We start from the raw sequence: 19201 nt of genomic DNA on the forward strand, positions 1-19201 counted from the left end.
TAAGCAAATAATTTTTGAAATGAAGGAACATACTATAGAATAGAGATGTTGTTTGGATTTCATTTTGATGAAGTGGAGCAACTATCTTATACTAAAATTTTCGTCTAACAGACACCAGGAGGAAACAGAAATGAAAGTAGTAGCAATCGTAGGAAGTATTCGTAAAGAATCATTCAATTTAAAATTAGCACAACACGTACAAAAGCGTTATGCAGATCAATTCGAGCTTGAAATTTTAAGTTTGCGTGATCTACCAATGTACGATCAAGATATCGAATTAGACGCACCACAAGCTGTCCTTGATTTCAAAGCTAAAGTAAAAGCGGCAGATGCAGTTCTTTGGGTAACACCAGAATACAATTCAACAATCTCAGGTATTCTTGGTAATGCTATTGACTGGATGAGCCGTGTAGACAGAGTGGTGAATGGCAAACCATCCATCATTATGGGTGCTTCCATGGGCGCTTTAGGAACTGCAAAAGCACAAATGCACTTACGCGATATTTTATTCGCAAGTGGCTTAAACTCACCATTATTACCTATGAACGAAGTATACGTTGGTTCTGCACATGAGAAATTCGATGCGGAAGGTAATATGACAGACGAGGCGACAATCACATTTTTAGATAAAGTGATCGAAAACTTCCAAGTTTGGATGAGACAATACGTATAATTAACACGCTCCCTTATACAACTATTGTATAAGGGAGTTTTTTCATAGTGTAGATAAGGAGAATTTTTGAAGAGATGAAATATGAATGGCGAAAAAAAGATAAAGAAATATATTTACCAAAGAATACGCCAACCATTTACAATGATACAGAAAAAAAGTATATCACTATAGAAGGAGTAGGACATCCTGATAGCGATCAATTTCGCATAAACATCGAACTATTATACGCCTTGTCTTATAGTATACGAATGATGCCAAAAAGCGGATATACACCAGATGGCTATTATGAATATACTGTATTTCCACTAGAGGGAATTTGGGACTTGGATGAGGAAGGAAGAAGGTTGGATTATCTAGATAAGAACCATTTTGTCTATCAACTAATGATACGGCAACCTGACTTTGTGATGGAAGAACTTTTTGAAAAAGCTGTTGAAAGCGTTCGACTTAAAAAGAAACACTTGCCTGTGGATATGGCGAGATTTGTTCAAGCATCCGATGATCTATGTGTCCAGATGATGCACTAAGGGAGCTACGATGACGAACCTGAATCGTTTTCTATCATGGAAAAGTATTGTGAGGATCAAGGCTTAACCCGTGTTGAAAAAACTCATAGAGAAATTTATATTTCTGATGCCCGAAAAACATCGCCAGAGAAGTTAAAAACTGTATTGAGATTCAAAGTTTCTAATCTAGGATGATGGCCATCAAGTATTCTTCTTGAGTCGAGTATATTCTTGTATGAAGCAGGGAAGTTAATTCTTTAAAGGAAAATTAGAGATTAATGCAAACTTTGCCAGAGGTCTACAATAACACCGGTAAATAATCACTATTGGATACTAGGATAACTTCTAGTATCCATTTTTTTATTACAAATCCATGTTGTTAAGCCTTAAGTTAATAATCTGCATTTTCCTTACGCTACACCTATATCTGGATAAAATTCAAAATCATTATCTTTTATCCCTTATAGAATCGGGACCCAAAAGAAATCCCCCAGCTGTTAAACCAAAAGCAAAGCAAATAGTTTTGAACCAATTGGCTCATGCACCTTAATTTCCTCTTCCATGAATCGACTAGATAATGGAATAGCATGGGAGCTTGACATGTCACCTTTTGGTGTCCTATAATAATTAAGACAACAAAAGGTGTCCTATTAGATTATTAAGATGTGTAATCGATGAGATTACAGGTAATAATAATAAAAAGGTGGGGGGGATTTTGAACGAAAAAAGTCAATCGCGAGATGTTTATGAAGCAGTTGCTGATCCAACAAGGCGAAAAATACTTCAAATGTTAGCTGATGTTGAAGAATTACCCCTACATGAGATAACGGTTCATTTTCAAATGGGTCGTACAGCTGTTTCTAAGCATTTAGCTATTCTGAAAGAAGCTGATCTCGTAATTGCTCGAAGGGTTGGTAGAGAAACTAGGTATCGACTTAATGCAGCTCCTTTGAGGGAAATTCAAGATTGGGTATCTTTTTACGAAGGATTCTGGAAAGAAAGAATATTTAAATTAAATATATTATTGGAGGAACAAAAAATGAAACCAGATGTATCATTAGATTTTCAATTTAACAGTTCAATTGAGCAAGTGTGGAATGCATTAACAGATTCGGATACGCTTGCAAAATGGATATGGAAAAATGACTTCAAACCAGTTGTTGGTCATAAATTCCAATTCCGAGCTGAGCCTAATGAATGGTGGGATGGAATTGTAGATAGTGAAGTATTAATAGTGGAAGAGCCTAATAAACTTTCTTACACATGGGCAAGTGCTGGAGAAAGCACTACTGTTACATGGACTTTGACAGAAGGTTCGGACGGAACTACTCATCTACATTTCGATCAAACTGGATTTAGTGAAGAAACAAAAGCACGTCAAGGAGCTATCGAAGGAGCTAAATATAGTTGGATGCAAATGGGTGATCAGCTCGAAAAAGTGTTAGCAGAACTGTAATAACAAACTCTTCATCCCATGATGCCTGCTTGTCAGGATCAACCTTTTGATTAAAATTATTCGTTTTATATAAAGAAACCATTCTTTAAAAAATAGGGGGCAATTCCGTAGCAAGAATTGTGCTCTTTCTGAATGATAATAAGTGCGCTTTTCTAAAAAGAAAGGCGCTCTTCTTATTTCTCAGCATTTTTTGATTCGAAATAAAACACAACAAAATCATTTTAAGTTTTATTAACATGGCAATACTTAATCTAGAGTATGGAAGGAGCACACTATGAAAATCAATCAATTAATTGCAAACAATATTAATAAATTAGATGCAGCACTACCAGTGGATCAATCGCTAGGCATTGCTGGTTTATCTGGTTCTGGTAAAACTACTTTTTGTCAAACCATTGGGGAAGAATCCAAAAAGCGTCTTGTTTCTTTATTACCAAAAGCAGAATATCAGTATTTATTTCCCAATATAATGGAAACTAATTTTAGTGCTATCAAAATGGAAGAGATGCCCTTAGTACTTTTTCTCGGAAGATCATCCATTTCTACTAATCCACGTTCAACAATTGGCACTCATACTGGCGTTTTTACAGAAATTCGCGAGTATGTTGCTGAAAAATTTAATCTTTCTCCAGAAGTGTTTTCATTTAATAATGAATTAGGCTGGTGCCCAAAATGTAAGGGACGCGGAAATACCAAAAATGTCGAATGCCCAAAGTGTGAGGGTAGGCGCTATAACGAAGAAGTCCTACAATACACGATCGAATTATTTGATAAACTACATAATATTTCCGACATCAACAACTTAAGCGTTGAATCCATTCTTTCCCTAAAAGAAGTATTAAATCTTAGTGAAGGGAAACGAAATATTCTTCAAAATATTATCAATATGAATATTGGTTATTTAAACTTAAATCGAATTATGGGTACATTGTCAGGTGGAGAATTAACACGGCTTTACTTGGCTGAATTCATGGCAACTAGTGAAAATACAGTTATTATTATTGATGAAATCTCCGTTGGTCTCGATCACCAAACATTACTAAAAATTTTAGAAGAGATTAAACAACTAGGGTATAAGAATCAGATTTGGCTCATTGACCATTCTGATACAGTTCTCAATCTAACAGATGAGCAATTGTTCTTTGGTCCTGGTAGTGGTAAATATGGTGGGAAAATTGTGGAAGAATCACCGCGTCCAAAACCAGTTCATTTAGAACAAAATAGGGAAGAGCCGACCGAATACTATCATTTTCATGATTTATATTGTCGTAATATTCAAATGGCTGAAATTCAAATACCCCAAAATAGACTTGTAACATTTACAGGTGAGTCTGGATGTGGTAAGTCTACACTTGTCAATGAGTGTATATCCAAAGATTTTCTAAAGCGATATCCAAAAGATAAACTGGTAATGGTAGGACAAGATCGAAACCAATCGATTACGAGTCGTTCAACCGTTGCGACTTTTCTTGATATTAAAAAGAAACTCACAAAATTAAGTGAGGATATTGATGATATTTTCGAGCGTTCGATTGAAGATATTATTGATGAACTGCCAAATGAAGACATCGCTTATAAACGGTTAAGCTTATTAATCAAGCTTGGTCTCGGTTATTTGACATTAAACAGGAAGACACAAACGCTATCGACTGGTGAATTTCAATGTGTACATTTAGTCTCAGAACTGTTTGCAAATTCTAGAAATCCTCATACACTTTTCATTTTTGATGAACCTTCAAAGGGATTATCACAAAATATTTTAAACCAATTCATTGATAGTGTCAGGGACATTTTGCAAGATGAAACTGTCTCCATCATGATGATTGAACATAATTCCTATATGATGGAAAACTCTGACTTTATCGTTGATTTTGGTGATAGACAGCATGCACCTGTGACGCATCTGGATGTTGTAAGTCATGATGATTATTATCGTCATCAAAATCAAGAGGATATCGCTGCTCCAGCGGCTATTTCTTCCACACTCAAGCAGCAAAAAGGTATTCATTATTTAGAAGAAAATCATATCGACTATTTTAAAAATGCAGAAAATGTCTATAAGGGCGGTATTTTAAAAAGCTTATCCTCCATGGCCCGTTTGATTTATGGTGAGTACGAATCCAATAAAATTGCACCTGTCATTGCCATTGATCTTGAAAGACATTTGTATAGCCAATATAGTTTTGTTTATGAAATAGGCGGTCTGATCAACCATATTGTGGCGTCGCATCCGACCAATAAAGATACGAGAAGCTTTGATTTCTTTTCTACAAACAATCATTGTCCATCATGCTCCGGACGTCTGGAGATTGAAGTATTTGATAAAGATCTTGTTATACAAGACAAAAATGTTCCATTCTGGGATGGACTATTCTATCCAGAAGTAATGGAAGTATTAAAATATTATCAATATGCCAAATTAGAATTTATATTTGAAGAAATTAATAATGAGCTAGGGCTTGACCTTACGAAGAGCTATAATGACATGTCAGAGGAAGAAAAGCATACTTTTTGGTACGGGTATTTTGAAAAGTCATTTTATGATAAAAAAGGCAAGGCACGTAGAACATGGGTAGGTTTTAATACGATCCTTGGTATGTATATGGTCGTTTCAAAATCAATTATTAAAGAGCAAATGAAAGCTTCTAAAGAAAAGATTACCTGTCCGATTTGTCAAGGCACCGTGTTAAACCACCATAAAAAGCTCCAATTTGGCGACGTGGATATCCGGGAGATTATTCAGCAGCCTCTCGAGCAAGTGATAAAAACAGTAGGGAAGTTACCCCAACTGGAAAAATTGAAATCTATTGTCGGCGGAGATATGGTCTTGACGGAAGATGTCTCCTTATTTCCTAGGGAAACACAAGTCGCACTGAAGGTATTTGAACTGGAGCTAGCAAGCTTTACTGGTTATGAAATGGTTTTACAAAATGTCTTACCATTCTGGGACACAATTAAAACCAATATCGAATCCATTAGTAAAAACAACCAAGTGACTATCTGCGATTTTCCTAATATTAATGAAACAAGAGAAACGATCATAGATAAGTATTTCACAAATGGAAAATACAAAAAACTAACATATGTTTATGAAGCTTTTGGTTATAAAAAATTAGTTACCCAAATTAATAAGATTAGAAAAAGTAATCCATGTCCATTTTGTAAAGGAAAGAAAGCCATCACAGAAGAAAATCTCCATGATGGCGTATTTAAATTAACGATACCTTGTGTGAGTTGTAGTGCAACTGGCATCAATGACGAGGGACTTCAGGAAGCTGTCGAAAGCATAACAGTTGATACATGGCTTACTGGTAAGGTAAGTGATGTTGTTGCTGAAGACTTATATACAGAAGCTGTTGCAGATATTCCAATCTTCAATCGTATTCGTGAGTTAAATAAACGAGATATGATGGCCGTTTATCAATGCTTGGAGCAAAATAGTTAGTCAAGAATTATTAAAACCAGCAATACTTAAATGCAATGCTAGATATCAAACAACGAAGAAAACTCATTTGCAATAATAATTTGCAAATGAGTTTTTATGAAATTCTGAAAAGGAGCTTTCTGTTTTAAAGAATATCAAGTAGAAATTGAGAGTTAGACTAACCTTTAATCTTTTAATACTAGAAGGGTTTTTGTATTAGGAGGTTATTAAATATTTTCGTTTAAAGTAGATAGACAAATAGAAATAGAGTTATTACAACAGCAGCACAAGGAGGAATTATTTAATTTAGGAAAAGTCATCATAACTAAAAGCGTGCATTCATTAGTAAAATACCTTTTTGAAGATTTGGATTTACATAGAATTGAAATTCGGGTTGCAGTTAATAACCTTAAAAGTATAGCTATTCCAACAAGACTGGGATTTGAACAAGAAGGAATTAAACCAGACGGACAGTGGCTTTATGACCACTATGAGGACTTAATAACATTTAGTTATTAAAGAGTGATGGGTAGCAAAAATAATTAGTAAAAGTGAAGAAAAAGAACTTTTAACTACGAAAGGTGAAGTTTTAGGAGTAGCAGTTTCTCAAAATGAAGAGAAGATTATCCTTTAGGGAAATGATTTCGTAAATTCTATTAGCCCACCTACCTCCCCTTTTGTGAAATTCTCAGAAAGCAAAGGAAAAAAGTGGTCTGATTTAAAATTGCCAAATAAAGAAGTGAAAGATGCTTGGTTTACAGGGGATGAAACTCTCTTATTGCTACAAAAGAGCAGCTCTATAGTTTCTCCGAAGCCCATAAAATAAAACCAGTATTGAAAACGGATTCTGAAATAGTTGATATTCAGCATAGTGAAAAGAACATTGTGATTTTAACGGAAAAACAAATATATATGTCCACTGATCTTGGGGTTAGATGGAACATTAAACCGGCACCGGAAAATTCGAAATCAGTGGCTTTATGCAATAAAAGCCTTTTCGTGATAGACAGTGAAGGTAAAGTATTCCGTGAAGAATTAGGTATTTGGAATTCTATTACACAAGGGAACTCCCTAGCAATAGGAGCATCTAAAGAAGGAATACTAGTCAGTTTTAGGGATGGTTCTATAAGAAATTATCATGTAACTACAAAAAAAATGGAGTACCATTACATCAAATACTGAAATGACTACTATATTTTTCTCAGATAGCGCTTCTGAAGCCGATCACTATTTTTACACTATTACTGCATCTGGTGGATTGTATATACATATTAAGGAAAGTGAACATACTGGTTGGAAAAAGCGAGCCGATACTCCAACCAAATGAAGGAATGGTGACAGCATTTAAGAATGGAAAAGAGAAAATATATGTGACATTAACTCCCACTTTCTCATGGGAAGAGATGAAGATAGAAGACTAATATCTATTAGTTTTATCACAACTAGAAACTGCTTAAGTGATTCTTTAGTAATAGCTATATAACATTCTTATAACTCTTCGGATTCATTTTGATGAATTTAGGGAACTTCCAACTTATTACACTCGTACAAAAAATGAATATTTAAACTTTTTTGAGTATAAAAGGAGGAGTGAAATGTTTATAGACAAGAGATTATTGTATAATAAGAATGATTCTAAACAAGCAAAAATTATTTCTGCTCTGCAGTTAGTGAGGTATCTTTTATGAAGGTGCTGGACGTCGATTTATTTCAAGAAGGACTCCATCGAAATGTTGCGATGCTCGACAGGCTCGGTAAGGAAATGGAAACTAACCAAAAGTCAGTAGATGGACTGGTTTCGATGGAGGAAGTGCTAAAAGGGGAAGGCGGAAATGCAATTCGAGCATTTTACGCTGAATGCCATATCCCTTTACTTCAATTTTTCCAACTGTTCCAAAACCGTTTCACGTCTGTCTTAAAACAAATGGAAGCTGCCCTTGATGCACTCGAACCGGATCCTTCGGGATACATTTTGGAGCAATTTCTAGTGGGAGAAGTGGAACAAGGGCTGCAACAAATTGCCCAATTGACGGAAAGTTTAACGAATGAAACGAATAGTATTATGGATCAAGTTGCAGACATTGTAGGTTTGCCTCATCTCGATGATAGCGAGGTACAGTTGGGCGTTCGTGATGCTAAAATAAAACGTGATGATACTGTAACGCGCCTGAATGAATTTGATGCCACCCAAACAAAAGCCTTGTGGACGATTGAAGATAATCTACACACAATGGAATCATGGATAACAGATATCGAAGGATTATTTAAAGAAGGGCTTACGGATATTCACTTCCAGGCCGACAGATGGGCAATCCTATCTTCTGAAAATAAAGTGAAGGTAGATTTGGCACTTCAAAAAGAAACTTTGGGAGCTCTATCTGGCATGAAAGGTTTAGATATTCAACCAGAAACGATGCTCCGTGCATTTTTAGCAAACATCAATCCGATCATGTTTGGCTTAAATGGATTGATTCATAAGCTGAATGCCTTTTGGGGTCCAAGTATTTTAGCATTTTCAACTATCCCGGACAAACCAGTTACGGAAAACCAACTAAATAAGCCGGTAATGACCGAGGAAGAACAATTAGAAGCGCTATACGCAGAACTAGCCAAGCACCCTAATATCGCTAGTCCATCCAATGATGCACCGATTGACCCGGCGACGGGTGATTATATGATCACCTATGAAGGTATGAGAAAAGTGTTAGGTGGAAACGGATCAGGAACTCCGGATGGACTAGCTCCTTATGCAATAGCTGCGTTTAACTTTTACACAGAAGACATTGCTACGATGTTTGGACCAGATACGACAATGGACGAGCGGATGTTAGCGGCAGCATTTACGTTCATTAAACCTGCTAAAATAGCTGATACTGGTCATGATTTATTAAAAGCTGGTGAAAAGGCTAAGAATGCTGGTAAGGGTACGGGTAATGTTAGGAATTATACGGATATTCCGCCAGCTTTTAGGCAAAATGAGTTTGCCAGTTCATATAAATCAAGAATTAATCAAACGCCAGCAGAAGTTAATGCGAAGGTTGGTTTTGAAGGAGTAAGGGGTGAATCTCTAAGTACTCTTAAACCACCACCAGATCCACAAGTGAAGAAAATATTAGACGAAGCTGGTATTACTGGTATTCAATATAAAAATGGAATTCCAGATTTTTCACCGGTAGCAAAAGCTCAAGTGGAAATTAATTATATGCTAGGTGGAAAGGGTGATTATGGAGGAAAAGCTAGACGGGCTAATTTTACACAATCAGATCAAAAATTAGCTGACCAACTAAATATTTCACCTGAATTAGCAAGGCAATTTGAAATGGAATCTGGTACAATTAGCGCAAGAGATATAAAGAAATATCGAGAATTAAACTCTTTTACATGGCATGAGTTAAATGATGTTAAAACAATGCAACTTGTGCCAACAAAAATAAATAGTGAATTTGGACACCTGGGTGGTGTAGGTGAGATAAATGCAGGAGCTTTTGGACCTGGAGGATTTGCCAATAAACAAAGTGAGGAGATTATAAAATGACTATAAATGATGCGATTTTTGGTGAACTTGAGTATGATTTTGGTTGGTCAAGAGTAATCACTATAGATTTCTTTGGAAATGCAACTGAAATAGATTTAATAATAGATGGTGAAGAGGATGGTCAGTTTGATGAAGGTCAATATACGGCATACAATTCATTAAGGGGAAATTGGAACGATTTACAACTAAATTTATTAAATTCCATCCTAACATATTACAATAAAAAACGACAGGAATTAGGCTATGATATTGAATTAAATGAAAATTATCCAGTTGTTGAAACAACTAATCAAATACTTGAAATGATAAGTTTAGATGGAATTGTTGTTCCATATGCAGATATTTTCGAAGCTCGACATATCGGAATTACATTTAATTGTACCTGGGATACAGAAAATGGACTGGGGCTCCGTTTATTAGATGAGAAAGTAACAGAAGTAGGTTATCAGGATGTTGCAATTTAAATACCTTTATTTGTTATGCTGTAACGATTACTAAACATATTTTAATTAGATATTATAAGATAATTTGTTTAGAAGACATGTAAATATATTCGAGTATGATCGGAGGTAAAAAGTCAAAAACTAATACGTTTGGTTGGTTTAAAAATTGGATTATCAATAGCTAACTATAAAGCACTTGAATTGTCTTTTGGGCAACTGGTGCTTTTTTTGTAAAAATATATGCTTTGGAGCATATATAAAAATGCTAATGAAAATTCATAACTAATGATTGTTTTACCATCATGGCATTATAGAATGGTCAGATATCCAATCCATTTAATGCATATAATCATGTTCAGTTCAGTTAGAAATAGTAATAAGCAAGAACGGTGATTGGATATTTGCCTTTCAAGGTTTTTAGTAACTAAAAACTATTGGAAGAAATAAAAGTTTAGTTGAGTACCAAAAAAATAATTTGACAATTGGAAGTATTGCTACTATCATAAACATTAACTTAAATGTTCGGGTACGGGTAGAAGATTTCGAAAGCGAGATCGCCCAAAGAACAGATGAGCCGAGATTAGATGAGCATAGCAGAGAAATTGTTTGAATAAGAAGAGTAACACTTGTGTGCAATGAAGAGAGTCAGTGATTGGTGAGAACTGATTTGTAGCAAGTGTGAATGGACTTATGAGAGCTACTTTGAGAACGAGCAGTCGTTTTAGAAGTAGACGTGTTTCCTACGTTACAGGAAATGAAGTGGGAGTGGAAACGCTCCAACAAGAGGTGGCACCGCGGTTAAAACCGTCCTCTTCAAAGGGATTTTTTTGAATTCCTTTGAAGAGGGCTTTTTTTGTTCCTAAAAGTTATTAAGTCGAGTTAAGCAGAGGAGAGATTGAGATGAGAGGATTTATTGAAAAAATAGAGAAAAACGAGCATTTACAGTATGAAGAGATGGTGGAGGCTTCACAAATAATGTTTGATGAAGCGACAGAATTACAGCAAATTGCTGATTTTCTAATTGCACTATCTAAAAAGGGAGAAACAGCAAACGAAGTAGCAGCACTATCTACTGTGATGAAGTCATTTGCGTTAAAACTGAATGAACCAATAGGAAATTATATGGATAACTGTGGAACTGGTGGAGACGGCTTAAAGAGCTTCAACATCAGTACGACTTCTGCTTTTGTATTAGCAGGAGCTGGAGCATCTATCGCAAAACACGGAAATAGGAAAATTTCAAGTGCGGCAGGCAGCTCGGACGTATTAGAAGCACTAGGGATAGACACCAATATCCCTGCAGATGCGTCCATGGATTTACTTGCACGAGAAGGGCTTACTTTTCTCTACGCACCAAGTGTACACCCGAGATTAAAACGAATTGGGCAAGTACGACAACAAATTGGAAAGCCAACAATCTTCAATTTAATTGGTCCTTTGACAAACCCAATAGAACTTGCAACTCAGTATACTGGTATTAATCGACCGGACTTTACGATGGAATATGCAACTGTTTTGCAAATGCTTGGAAGAGATCGTGCAATAGTTGTTTGCGGAGCTCTAGGGATGGATGAAGCGTCTTTAGCAGGAAAAAATTCCTTTGTACTACTGGATAAAGGAGATTTAATTCCTTTCACTTTAACACCAGAAGATGTTGGACTTAAAGCTGCTCCAGTAACAGCAATACGGGGTGGAAATGCATTAGAGAATGCAAAAATCATGCGATCAGTGCTGCAAGGAGAACGTAGCCCATTTTTTGACACAGTCATTTTCAATGCAGGTGTAGGTTTGTATGCAAATGCGATGGTAGGTACTATTCAAGAAGGTGTAAAACTAGCAGCGGATAGTATTTTATCAGGCAAGGCACTTGCAAAATTAGATGCGGTTATCGAGTTCAGCAACAATGTGCGTGAACAGGAGGTTGTATGATGGCAACGATTTTAGATAAGATTTTAGTGGAGAAAAAGAAACAAATAGAGATCATGCTAGAGCAATCAACTCTATTACTAGAAAAAAATGTGGAACGTCCTTCTTTATTTGATCGATTATACCGTAGTGAGCATTTGCAGGTAATTTCGGAAATAAAACGTGCTTCTCCTTCTAAAGGTTTAATTGTGGAAGGCGTAGACCCAGAAGCCCAAGCAAAAGCCTATTATGAGGCAGGAGCAGCTTGTATATCTGTTTTGACGGATACTCCATTTTTCAAAGGGTCTTTTGAAGATCTAGCTGAGGTTGCACGAACTGTTCCTATTCCTTTATTATGTAAAGATTTTATAATCCATCCGGTTCAAATTGATCATGCTAAAAATGCAGGGGCTTCTGTCATTCTTTTGATAGTGGCAGCACTGAATACAGAAGAGCTATCTGAACTTTATAAATATGCAACTAATCTAGGGCTAGAAGTTTTAGTCGAAGTACATGATGCAGAAGAATTGAATAGTGCACTGCGGCTTGGTGCAAAAATAATCGGCGTTAATAACCGAGATTTACGAACGTTTGATGTCGACTTAAAACGTACAGAAGAAATTGCCGCTATCTTTCCGTTTCATGAAGAGCGAGTACTCATTAGTGAAAGCGGCATTTGGAATACGGAAGATGCAGAGCGAGTAGCAAAAGTTGGTGCTAGCGGAGTGCTAGTTGGCGAGTCACTGATGCGAAGTGGCGATGTTGGAATTGCACTTCGTTCCTTACAAGTGGAGCGAGGGGGCATCACGAAATGACGAAAGTGAAAATTTGCGGGTTAATGGAAAAAGAACATGTTGCTGCTGCTATAGAGGCAGGTGCAGATGCAATTGGCTTTGTTTTTGCTCCTAGTAAGCGACAAATCACGGTGGAAAAGGCTCAAGAACTGGCGAAAGCAATTCCTTCCACTGTGTGGAAAGTTGGTGTCTTTGTTAATCCAACAAAAGAGGAACTGGAAAGAGCTTATCATGAAGTACCTTTAGATTTTATTCAATTTCATGGTAGTGAAACTCCAGATGATATTCAATCAACTAAATATCCTTCGATTAAAGCATTGTCTATTCGAAGCGAAGAAGATGTCGAAGCTGCAAAGGGGTATAATACGGACTTCTTCTTATTCGATGCACCTCAAGCTGGGAGCGGAATCACATTTGATTGGCAGTTGATGAAGGGGCATGCAGTTGCACAGGAAAAAGTGATTCTAGCAGGTGGGCTAAATACAGAAAACGTAGCGGAAGCCATTCATCGTGTGAAACCTTATATGGTAGATGTATCCAGTGGAGTGGAAAGACAGGGTAAAAAAGACGAGCAATTGATTAAAGCATTTATACAAACAGTAAAAAGTGAGGAGAGATGAGCAAATGGTACAAACAAAAGCAAGTCGTTATGGTCGATTTGGAGGACAATTCGTTCCAGAAACATTAATGACAGCACTGATAGAGTTAGAAACAGCTTATGAGAATGCTATAATTGATCCCGCTTTCATAGAAGAAGTCAATTATTACTTAAAGGATTATGTAGGTCGAGAAAACCCGCTTTATTTTGCTGAACGTTTAACTCGTCAGATTGGCGGTGCGAAAATTTATTTAAAGCGTGAAGATTTGAACCACACCGGAGCTCATAAAATTAATAACACCATTGGGCAGGCACTACTTGCAAAGCGGATGGGGAAGAAGAAAATAGTAGCTGAAACTGGAGCGGGACAGCACGGGGTTGCAACTGCTACCGTTTGTGCATTATTTGATATGGAATGTGTCGTTTTTATGGGGAAAGAAGATGTTCGCAGACAGGAGTTAAATGTATTCCGAATGGAGCTTCTTGGTGCAAAAGTCGTGTCAGTCGATCAAGGTTCTGGAACACTAAAAGATGCTGTGAATGAAGCACTTCGCTATTGGGTTTCGAATGTTGAAGACACGCATTACATACTTGGTTCCGCGCTTGGACCACATCCATTTCCTAAAATTGTTCGTGACTTCCAACGTGTAATCGGTGTGGAAACTAGAAGACAAATAGTAGAAAAAGAGGGCCGTTTACCGGATGCAGTAGTTGCTTGTGTTGGAGGAGGCAGTAATTCAATTGGTATGTTCCATCCTTTTATAGATGATGAGAGTGTTTCCTTGTATGGCGTAGAAGCAGCTGGAAGCGGAATAGATACAGGTAAGCATGCTGCAGCAATTGCGGGGGGAAAAGAAGGAGTATTGCACGGGGCGTATATGTATGTACTACAAGATGACGATGGGTTAATTCAAGAAGCGCATTCGATTTCTGCCGGATTAGATTATCCTGCAGTTGGACCAGAGCATTCTTACCTACATGATATAGGTCGAGTAACATTTACTTCTGTAACAGATAGCGAAGCACTCGATGGATTACAATTGCTTGCAAAAACAGAAGGGATTATTCCTGCCTTAGAAAGTGCTCATGCTATTCACTATGCGGCAGGTTTGGCTAAAACAATGCGTGAAGATGAAATAATTGTCATTTGTTTATCAGGTCGTGGCGATAAAGATGTTCATACTGTTCGAGAAGCGCTTGGAGGTACTCAAAATGACTAAAACAACTTTAACTAAAGCAATACAAAACCGTGTGAACGAAAGTGAAAAAGCGTTTATTCCATATATCATGGGTGGGGATGGTGAGTTAAAAGATCAAATATTATTCCTTCAAGAGGCAGGAGCTACTGCAATCGAAGTTGGTATCCCGTTCTCCGATCCAGTTGCGGATGGTCCGACGATTCAACGGGCTGGGGAACGAGCACTTCAAAATGGCGTCACATTGCGAACTATTTTAGATGAATTACGTGTTATTCGAGATGAAGTTAAGATTCCCCTTGTTATCATGACTTATATAAATCCAATATTAAGCTATGGCATCGAAGCATTTGCTCAAGCATGTAAGGAAACTGGAGTTTACGGCTTAATCGTTCCAGATGCACCATTAGAAGAAAGTGAAATGTTGAAAAGTGCATTTCTAGAAACGGATGTCGCACTTGTCCAACTCATTTCGCTAACTAGCTCACCTGAACGTATGGAAAAGATTGTAGCTGCTGGTGAGGGTTTCATTTATGCAGTCACAGTTAATGGTATTACGGGAGTTAGAGATGGATTTGATGATCAATTAGAAAAATATTTGAAGCAATTGAAAGAAATTAGTACAGTGCCAGTTCTGGCTGGATTCGGTATTTCAACCCCGGAACAAGTGAGATCGGTTGGTACCTTTGCAGATGGAGTTATTGTAGGAAGTGCGATTGTAGAGGCGTTTCATCAGAATGAATTAGAGAAGATACGAGAGCTAGTTGTAGCTTCTAAAAAGGAAGTACTTAGCTAATAAAAATGGCCCTTTGATGTGAAGTCATAGGGCTTTTTTATTGGGGATTTTGTGGCTTTCCATGTGTATTATTTAATATTTCTTGCTTACCAATATCATCATTCTAGTTTATTATTAAGAGAATGGTTTAAATATTGGAAACATTAATGAAATGAGGATAATAAAGGATGAATATTATAATAAGTCCACCTATAGACATTGAAAAGCTCTCACTTTTTTTAGAAGAAATGAATAAGAAACCGGAAAGTCATATCGGTTATTGTGGGAAAGCGAATGATGAGATCGCACATACGCTGCTCCATGAGTTTTCTGATATAGATATCTCCCAATGCTTTGCAGTTGCATATGAAAATAAAGAGATAATTGGTGCTCTAGGACTTGATATAGATATGGAAAGCAAAAGTGCAGAAGTATGGGGACCTTATATTAAAAATGAATCGGAGTATCTGCAGCTTGCTGATATGTTATGGGAAAAAGTAAATGGATTGTCTAATATCGTAGTGAATGAGTTTTCATTTTTTGTGAATAAAGAAAATACATTCGCCCAACAGTTTGCAATAAATAAACAGGCAGTTTATAAAGGAAATCATCAATTATTGAAAGCTTTCCGAAACGATTTAGGTGAAGTTGATTTAGAACAAATAGTGTCATATGACCTTCACTATAAAGATTCATTTTCTAGCCTTCATGAAGCTACATTTCCAAAAACATATTATAGTTCATCTCAAATACTCCAACGATTAAATAAACATAATCGTTTAATTGTGATGACAGATAATGAGGAAAGGATCAAAGGATATGTTTATGTAGAAGCAAGCCCAGAGCATAAAGAAGGCGCGATTGAATATATTACAATTTCTCCTGACTATCGAAAACAAGGGATTGGAACAAAACTAATCCGAGCCGCTTTGTCCTATCTTTTTTCTTACAAAGAAATCGAAGAAATTTCACTGAGCGTTGAAATAGAAAATCATCAAGCTATCCGTTTATATAAATCAGCGGGTTTTAAGTTAGAGCATGAGCTTGTTTATTATCTAAAAAGGGAATAAAGCAATTACGGATTTTTAGGTGTTTTTTCTTCGTATTCGGTTTCGTGTTTTGTATCTTGAATGCTTTTTTCTTGTTTGATATCCGTTTTAGTACCGTTCATCAAGTCGTCAAAAGGTGTGTATCGATTTGATGGGATCCGTTTTGTTGTAAACATTTTATAGCACACAAACAAGAAAAGAATCAAATAGATGACAGCAAAAATTATACTCATATAACTCATAATGGTACGCACTCCTTTTTGTATATATTCTATTCTATGCAAGAAAGAGATTTACCTTTAAGGGCAACTGGTGTATTGAAATTATTTTGCAGGACAACCCCATTATTAAGCAAACGAAGCATACTCCCTTTCTTTCGCAAATACAATATATAGAACTAATTATTCTATTATGAGAAAGGGGAAAGGAAGGCGTGGGTATCCGATTTATCAAGATTTCGGTCGTTTATTTTGTCATTGGGGTTCTTTTAGGTCTGTATATGTCGATGGCGCACGATTATGCATTAACGGGTGTGCATGTACATGTCAATCTGCTTGGTTGGGCATCATTTGCATTAGCCGGATTTATTTATCATTTATTTCCAAGTACGAGTAGCAACATGTATGCAAAGCTCCATTTTTGGAGCGCGAATATCGGACTTCCATTAATGATGATTGCACTTACAGTCCTTATTTTAAACGGCGCAGAAGTGGCAACTGTATTTATTGCAATAGGTGGAGTGCTTGTAGTGTTTAGTGTGATTATGTTCGCTATTAATGTATTGGCAAACGTACGGGCTGCAAATTAAATTAATAAAATAAAATGCCGACCTGTTGTTCCATCGATGAATAGCGGATCGGCTTTTTTGTATGTAAAATTAGGTTGTGAAGTATCTGAAAATAATGTAAAGTGAAATCCTCGTTTAAAATACTAAAATAATTTAAATACATAGAATAGGAGGAGAAGATGAAGAAGCCTAATATAGCATTCTTAAATAAATGCATTTCTTTTCAGTTTATTAAGGAAGGATTTTCAGATGATGAGAAATGGTGTGTCGACCATACTTATTTGCTCCGGCTTTCCCCACATGGAGATGTGAATAAATTAATCAAGCAAGCGGAGATTGTAAATACAATACATGCATTGGATAAACACATACCTTATGTACATGACATAGGAATTGTTGATGGTAGAGCCTATATGATTTTAGACTATATAGGTGGAGAAAATGGGGAAGTAGCTCTACCGGTGAAAAGTGAAAAAGAACAATATGATATTGGAAGTCAAGTAGGAAAAACGCTTAAGCGTCTACATAGCGTTCAAGCACCAGCTGAACAGCCGAATTGGGAAGAGACTTGGCGGGATCGAGTAGAAAGACAAGCACCTCGGTTCAAGGAAATAGTTAATAAAAATGTTCACTATGAATGCATCCTCCCTTTTATTCAAGATAATTTGCATTTATTAAAAAATCGACCTAGCTGCGTTCAACATTATGATTTTCATCCTGGCAATATATTAGTGGAGGATAATCGATTTACCGGATTGATTGATATGCAAAAAATTACATATGCGGATCCAATCAATGAGTTCTATAAAATGGAATACTTTAATGTCCCTATTAGTAGAGAATATTCCAAAGGCGTATTAAACGGTTATCACGACCATCAACCAATTCCTCTTTCTTTTTGGGAACTACATCGTTTATATGCAGCGATTCATATAGTTTCTGCCGAAGTATGGGGCCATGAAGTTGCCGTGAACCAAAGAGAAAAATTTCAAAGGTATACTCGTTTTACACTAGATCAGTTTGAAGATTTTAATCTACTTGTTCCAAAATGGTATAACAAATGAACAGACTGCTCACTAAATTGATAGTGGGCGGTTTGTTTTGTTTTTCAAGGTATAATTATTTTATAAACTAGCAAACTATTTTCTACTTTAATACGAATATATAGATGAAACGGCAATAATGATTAGGAAGCATGTGGTGAGGGTTCTGGGGTCTGGTATTTTTATTTCTCCAACAGTATAATCAGTACTAGGTACTAAAACTAGCTAATAAAAAGGGGATTAATATGTATCATTTTACATTATCAATTGCAAAATTGGTTGTACGTTTATATGGGAAAGTAGAAGTGAAAAACCAGCATTTGTTACCTAAGAACGAGGGGTATATCGTGACTTGTACGCACAGAGGTTGGCTGGAGATCGTCATCCTAGGAATATGTGTGCCAAATCCAATACACTTTATGGCAAAGAAAGAGCTTTTTGAAAACAAAGTGATTGGATGGTTCTTGAGAAAAATTAATGCCTTTCCTGTCGACCGAAATAACCCATCGCCGAGTAGTATTAAGCAACCAGTGAAGCTTTTAAGATCTGGAGAAGTAATAGGCATATTTCCGAGCGGCACTAGAACATCAGAAGAAGCTCCTTTAAAAAGAGGAGCTGTAACAATTGGGAATTTATCAAAAGCACCAATCGTTCCTGCCTTATATGTAGGTCCGAGAACATTAAAAGAGTTACGGAAAATGAAAAAAGCGACCATTATATTTGGAGAACCCTTTTACATAAAAACAAATAGCAAAGAGGAACTTGCTACCTATACCGAACTGCTAAATGAAAAAACTAACTTACTAGAAAAACAGATAGGAAGAATGGAATAAATGGTGAATCGATCGAACTCCTCCGATAATCGATCCATCTTCGTGAATATTCCCAACCAACCTTCGTGCTTTCATTGACACAAGAAGATAATGATACTATACGCCTTAAGGCTTAGATGTAATCACTGCTCCAGACCATTTGAATATATTCTATGTTCTATATAATAAGATGTAACAAGTAATA

At 36.5% G+C, this 19201-nt stretch carries 19 protein-coding genes, 2 pseudogenes and 1 other annotated feature; of the genes and pseudogenes, 20 read left to right on the top strand and 1 reads right to left on the bottom strand.

The window, feature by feature from the left end; all coding sequences use genetic code 11:
* Nucleotides 1-130: 130 nt before the first annotated feature.
* The 17 genes and pseudogenes from BMZ04_RS09805 to BMZ04_RS09870 all read left to right on the top strand — a co-directional run bounded on the left by BMZ04_RS09805 (nt 131) and on the right by BMZ04_RS09870 (nt 16375).
* The gene (locus tag BMZ04_RS09805) at nt 131-673 is read left to right on the top strand and encodes an NADPH-dependent FMN reductase (RefSeq protein ID WP_093268972.1); all 543 of its coding nucleotides are present in this window, start codon (nt 131-133) and stop codon (nt 671-673) included.
* A 74-nt stretch (nt 674-747) separates the two neighbouring features.
* Entirely contained in the window at nt 748-1200 is a 453-nt protein-coding gene (locus BMZ04_RS09810; RefSeq protein WP_255367870.1) for a hypothetical protein, read from the top strand.
* A gap of 766 nt (nt 1201-1966) precedes the next feature.
* A pseudogene (locus BMZ04_RS22780) lies at nt 1967-2080 on the top strand (ArsR family transcriptional regulator); the annotation flags it as partial.
* Nucleotides 2081-2218: 138 nt separating this feature from the next.
* Nucleotides 2219-2635, top strand: coding sequence for an SRPBCC family protein (locus BMZ04_RS22785; RefSeq protein ID WP_255367889.1), 417 nt, complete (start codon nt 2219-2221; stop codon nt 2633-2635).
* Between the two features lie 274 nt (nt 2636-2909).
* Complete coding sequence (locus BMZ04_RS09820; RefSeq protein ID WP_093268979.1) at nt 2910-6080, top strand: ATP-binding cassette domain-containing protein; 3171 nt, start codon at nt 2910-2912, stop codon at nt 6078-6080.
* A 300-nt stretch (nt 6081-6380) separates the two neighbouring features.
* Nucleotides 6381-6578: a GNAT family N-acetyltransferase gene (locus BMZ04_RS09825; protein ID WP_255367890.1), complete on the top strand. Its 198-nt coding sequence runs from the start codon at nt 6381-6383 to the stop codon at nt 6576-6578.
* Between the two features lie 315 nt (nt 6579-6893).
* Nucleotides 6894-7241, top strand: coding sequence for a hypothetical protein (locus tag BMZ04_RS09830; RefSeq protein ID WP_093268987.1), 348 nt, complete (start codon nt 6894-6896; stop codon nt 7239-7241).
* Between the two features lies 1 nt (nt 7242).
* Entirely contained in the window at nt 7243-7386 is a 144-nt protein-coding gene (locus BMZ04_RS22355; protein WP_177184400.1) for a hypothetical protein, read from the top strand.
* Between the two features lie 357 nt (nt 7387-7743).
* Nucleotides 7744-8325 (top strand): annotated as a pseudogene (locus BMZ04_RS23140) (ribonuclease YeeF family protein); the annotation flags it as partial.
* Between the two features lie 597 nt (nt 8326-8922).
* Complete coding sequence (locus tag BMZ04_RS23145; protein WP_369802657.1) at nt 8923-9594, top strand: HNH endonuclease; 672 nt, start codon at nt 8923-8925, stop codon at nt 9592-9594.
* Nucleotides 9591-10058 carry a DUF6985 domain-containing protein gene (locus tag BMZ04_RS09840; RefSeq protein WP_093268994.1) on the top strand — a complete coding sequence of 156 codons (468 nt, stop codon included), beginning with the start codon at nt 9591-9593 and terminating at the stop codon, nt 10056-10058. The genes BMZ04_RS23145 and BMZ04_RS09840 overlap by 4 nt, the downstream gene beginning before the upstream one ends.
* 576 nt (nt 10059-10634) lie before the next feature.
* Nucleotides 10635-10852, top strand: a binding site (T-box leader).
* Between the two features lie 85 nt (nt 10853-10937).
* Nucleotides 10938-11966 (top strand): anthranilate phosphoribosyltransferase, encoded by a 1029-nt coding sequence (gene trpD, locus BMZ04_RS09845; protein WP_177184401.1) that lies wholly within the window; start codon nt 10938-10940, stop codon nt 11964-11966.
* Nucleotides 11966-12757 (top strand): indole-3-glycerol phosphate synthase TrpC, encoded by a 792-nt coding sequence (gene trpC / locus BMZ04_RS09850; protein ID WP_093269000.1) that lies wholly within the window; start codon nt 11966-11968, stop codon nt 12755-12757. The genes trpD and trpC overlap by 1 nt, the downstream gene beginning before the upstream one ends.
* The gene (locus tag BMZ04_RS09855; protein ID WP_093269003.1) at nt 12754-13356 is read left to right on the top strand and encodes a phosphoribosylanthranilate isomerase; all 603 of its coding nucleotides are present in this window, start codon (nt 12754-12756) and stop codon (nt 13354-13356) included. Before trpC ends, BMZ04_RS09855 begins: the two co-directional genes overlap by 4 nt.
* 4 nt (nt 13357-13360) lie before the next feature.
* Entirely contained in the window at nt 13361-14554 is a 1194-nt protein-coding gene (trpB, locus tag BMZ04_RS09860) for a tryptophan synthase subunit beta (RefSeq protein ID WP_093269005.1), read from the top strand.
* Complete coding sequence (gene trpA / locus BMZ04_RS09865; RefSeq protein WP_093269008.1) at nt 14547-15326, top strand: tryptophan synthase subunit alpha; 780 nt, start codon at nt 14547-14549, stop codon at nt 15324-15326. Before trpB ends, trpA begins: the two co-directional genes overlap by 8 nt.
* Nucleotides 15327-15493: 167 nt before the next feature.
* Entirely contained in the window at nt 15494-16375 is an 882-nt protein-coding gene (locus BMZ04_RS09870; RefSeq protein ID WP_093269011.1) for a GNAT family N-acetyltransferase, read from the top strand.
* Nucleotides 16376-16380: 5 nt separating this feature from the next.
* Here the strand turns inward: BMZ04_RS09870 and BMZ04_RS09875 are convergent, their stop codons facing one another.
* The gene (locus tag BMZ04_RS09875) at nt 16381-16596 is read right to left on the bottom strand and encodes a hypothetical protein (RefSeq protein WP_255367871.1); all 216 of its coding nucleotides are present in this window, start codon (nt 16594-16596) and stop codon (nt 16381-16383) included.
* A 191-nt stretch (nt 16597-16787) separates the two neighbouring features.
* Between BMZ04_RS09875 and BMZ04_RS09880 the strand changes: the two genes are divergently transcribed.
* The 3 genes from BMZ04_RS09880 to BMZ04_RS09890 all read left to right on the top strand — a co-directional run bounded on the left by BMZ04_RS09880 (nt 16788) and on the right by BMZ04_RS09890 (nt 19017).
* Entirely contained in the window at nt 16788-17162 is a 375-nt protein-coding gene (locus BMZ04_RS09880) for a cytochrome-c oxidase (RefSeq protein WP_093269014.1), read from the top strand.
* 158 nt (nt 17163-17320) lie between these two features.
* On the top strand, nt 17321-18205 hold the full coding sequence (locus BMZ04_RS09885) for an aminoglycoside phosphotransferase family protein (protein WP_093269017.1): 885 nt from the start codon (nt 17321-17323) through the stop codon (nt 18203-18205).
* Nucleotides 18206-18429: 224 nt separating this feature from the next.
* A complete protein-coding gene (locus BMZ04_RS09890; protein WP_093269021.1) occupies nt 18430-19017 on the top strand; it encodes a lysophospholipid acyltransferase family protein in 588 nt (195 codons plus the stop codon).
* Nucleotides 19018-19201 lie beyond the last annotated feature (184 nt).

The organism is Psychrobacillus sp. OK032, from assembly GCF_900111345.1.
Classification (GTDB): domain Bacteria; phylum Bacillota; class Bacilli; order Bacillales_A; family Planococcaceae; genus Psychrobacillus.

Bases quoted from the DNA above. Each gene is read 5' to 3' on its own strand.
- BMZ04_RS09805 (WP_093268972.1), top strand. From the start codon at position 131: ATGAAAGTAGTAGCAATCGTAGGAAGTATTCGTAAAGAATCATTCAAT.
- BMZ04_RS09810 (WP_255367870.1), top strand. From the start codon at position 748: ATGAAATATGAATGGCGAAAAAAAGATAAAGAAATATATTTACCAAAG.
- BMZ04_RS22785 (WP_255367889.1), top strand. From the start codon at position 2,219: ATGAAACCAGATGTATCATTAGATTTTCAATTTAACAGTTCAATTGAG.
- BMZ04_RS09820 (WP_093268979.1), top strand. From the start codon at position 2,910: ATGAAAATCAATCAATTAATTGCAAACAATATTAATAAATTAGATGCA.
- BMZ04_RS22355 (WP_177184400.1), top strand. From the start codon at position 7,243: ATGACTACTATATTTTTCTCAGATAGCGCTTCTGAAGCCGATCACTAT.
- BMZ04_RS09840 (WP_093268994.1), top strand. From the start codon at position 9,591: ATGACTATAAATGATGCGATTTTTGGTGAACTTGAGTATGATTTTGGT.
- trpD (WP_177184401.1), top strand. From the start codon at position 10,938: ATGAGAGGATTTATTGAAAAAATAGAGAAAAACGAGCATTTACAGTAT.
- trpC (WP_093269000.1), top strand. From the start codon at position 11,966: ATGGCAACGATTTTAGATAAGATTTTAGTGGAGAAAAAGAAACAAATA.
- BMZ04_RS09855 (WP_093269003.1), top strand. From the start codon at position 12,754: ATGACGAAAGTGAAAATTTGCGGGTTAATGGAAAAAGAACATGTTGCT.
- trpB (WP_093269005.1), top strand. From the start codon at position 13,361: ATGGTACAAACAAAAGCAAGTCGTTATGGTCGATTTGGAGGACAATTC.
- trpA (WP_093269008.1), top strand. From the start codon at position 14,547: ATGACTAAAACAACTTTAACTAAAGCAATACAAAACCGTGTGAACGAA.
- BMZ04_RS09870 (WP_093269011.1), top strand. From the start codon at position 15,494: ATGAATATTATAATAAGTCCACCTATAGACATTGAAAAGCTCTCACTT.
- BMZ04_RS09875 (WP_255367871.1), bottom strand. From the start codon at position 16,596: ATGAGTTATATGAGTATAATTTTTGCTGTCATCTATTTGATTCTTTTC.
- BMZ04_RS09885 (WP_093269017.1), top strand. From the start codon at position 17,321: ATGAAGAAGCCTAATATAGCATTCTTAAATAAATGCATTTCTTTTCAG.
- BMZ04_RS09890 (WP_093269021.1), top strand. From the start codon at position 18,430: ATGTATCATTTTACATTATCAATTGCAAAATTGGTTGTACGTTTATAT.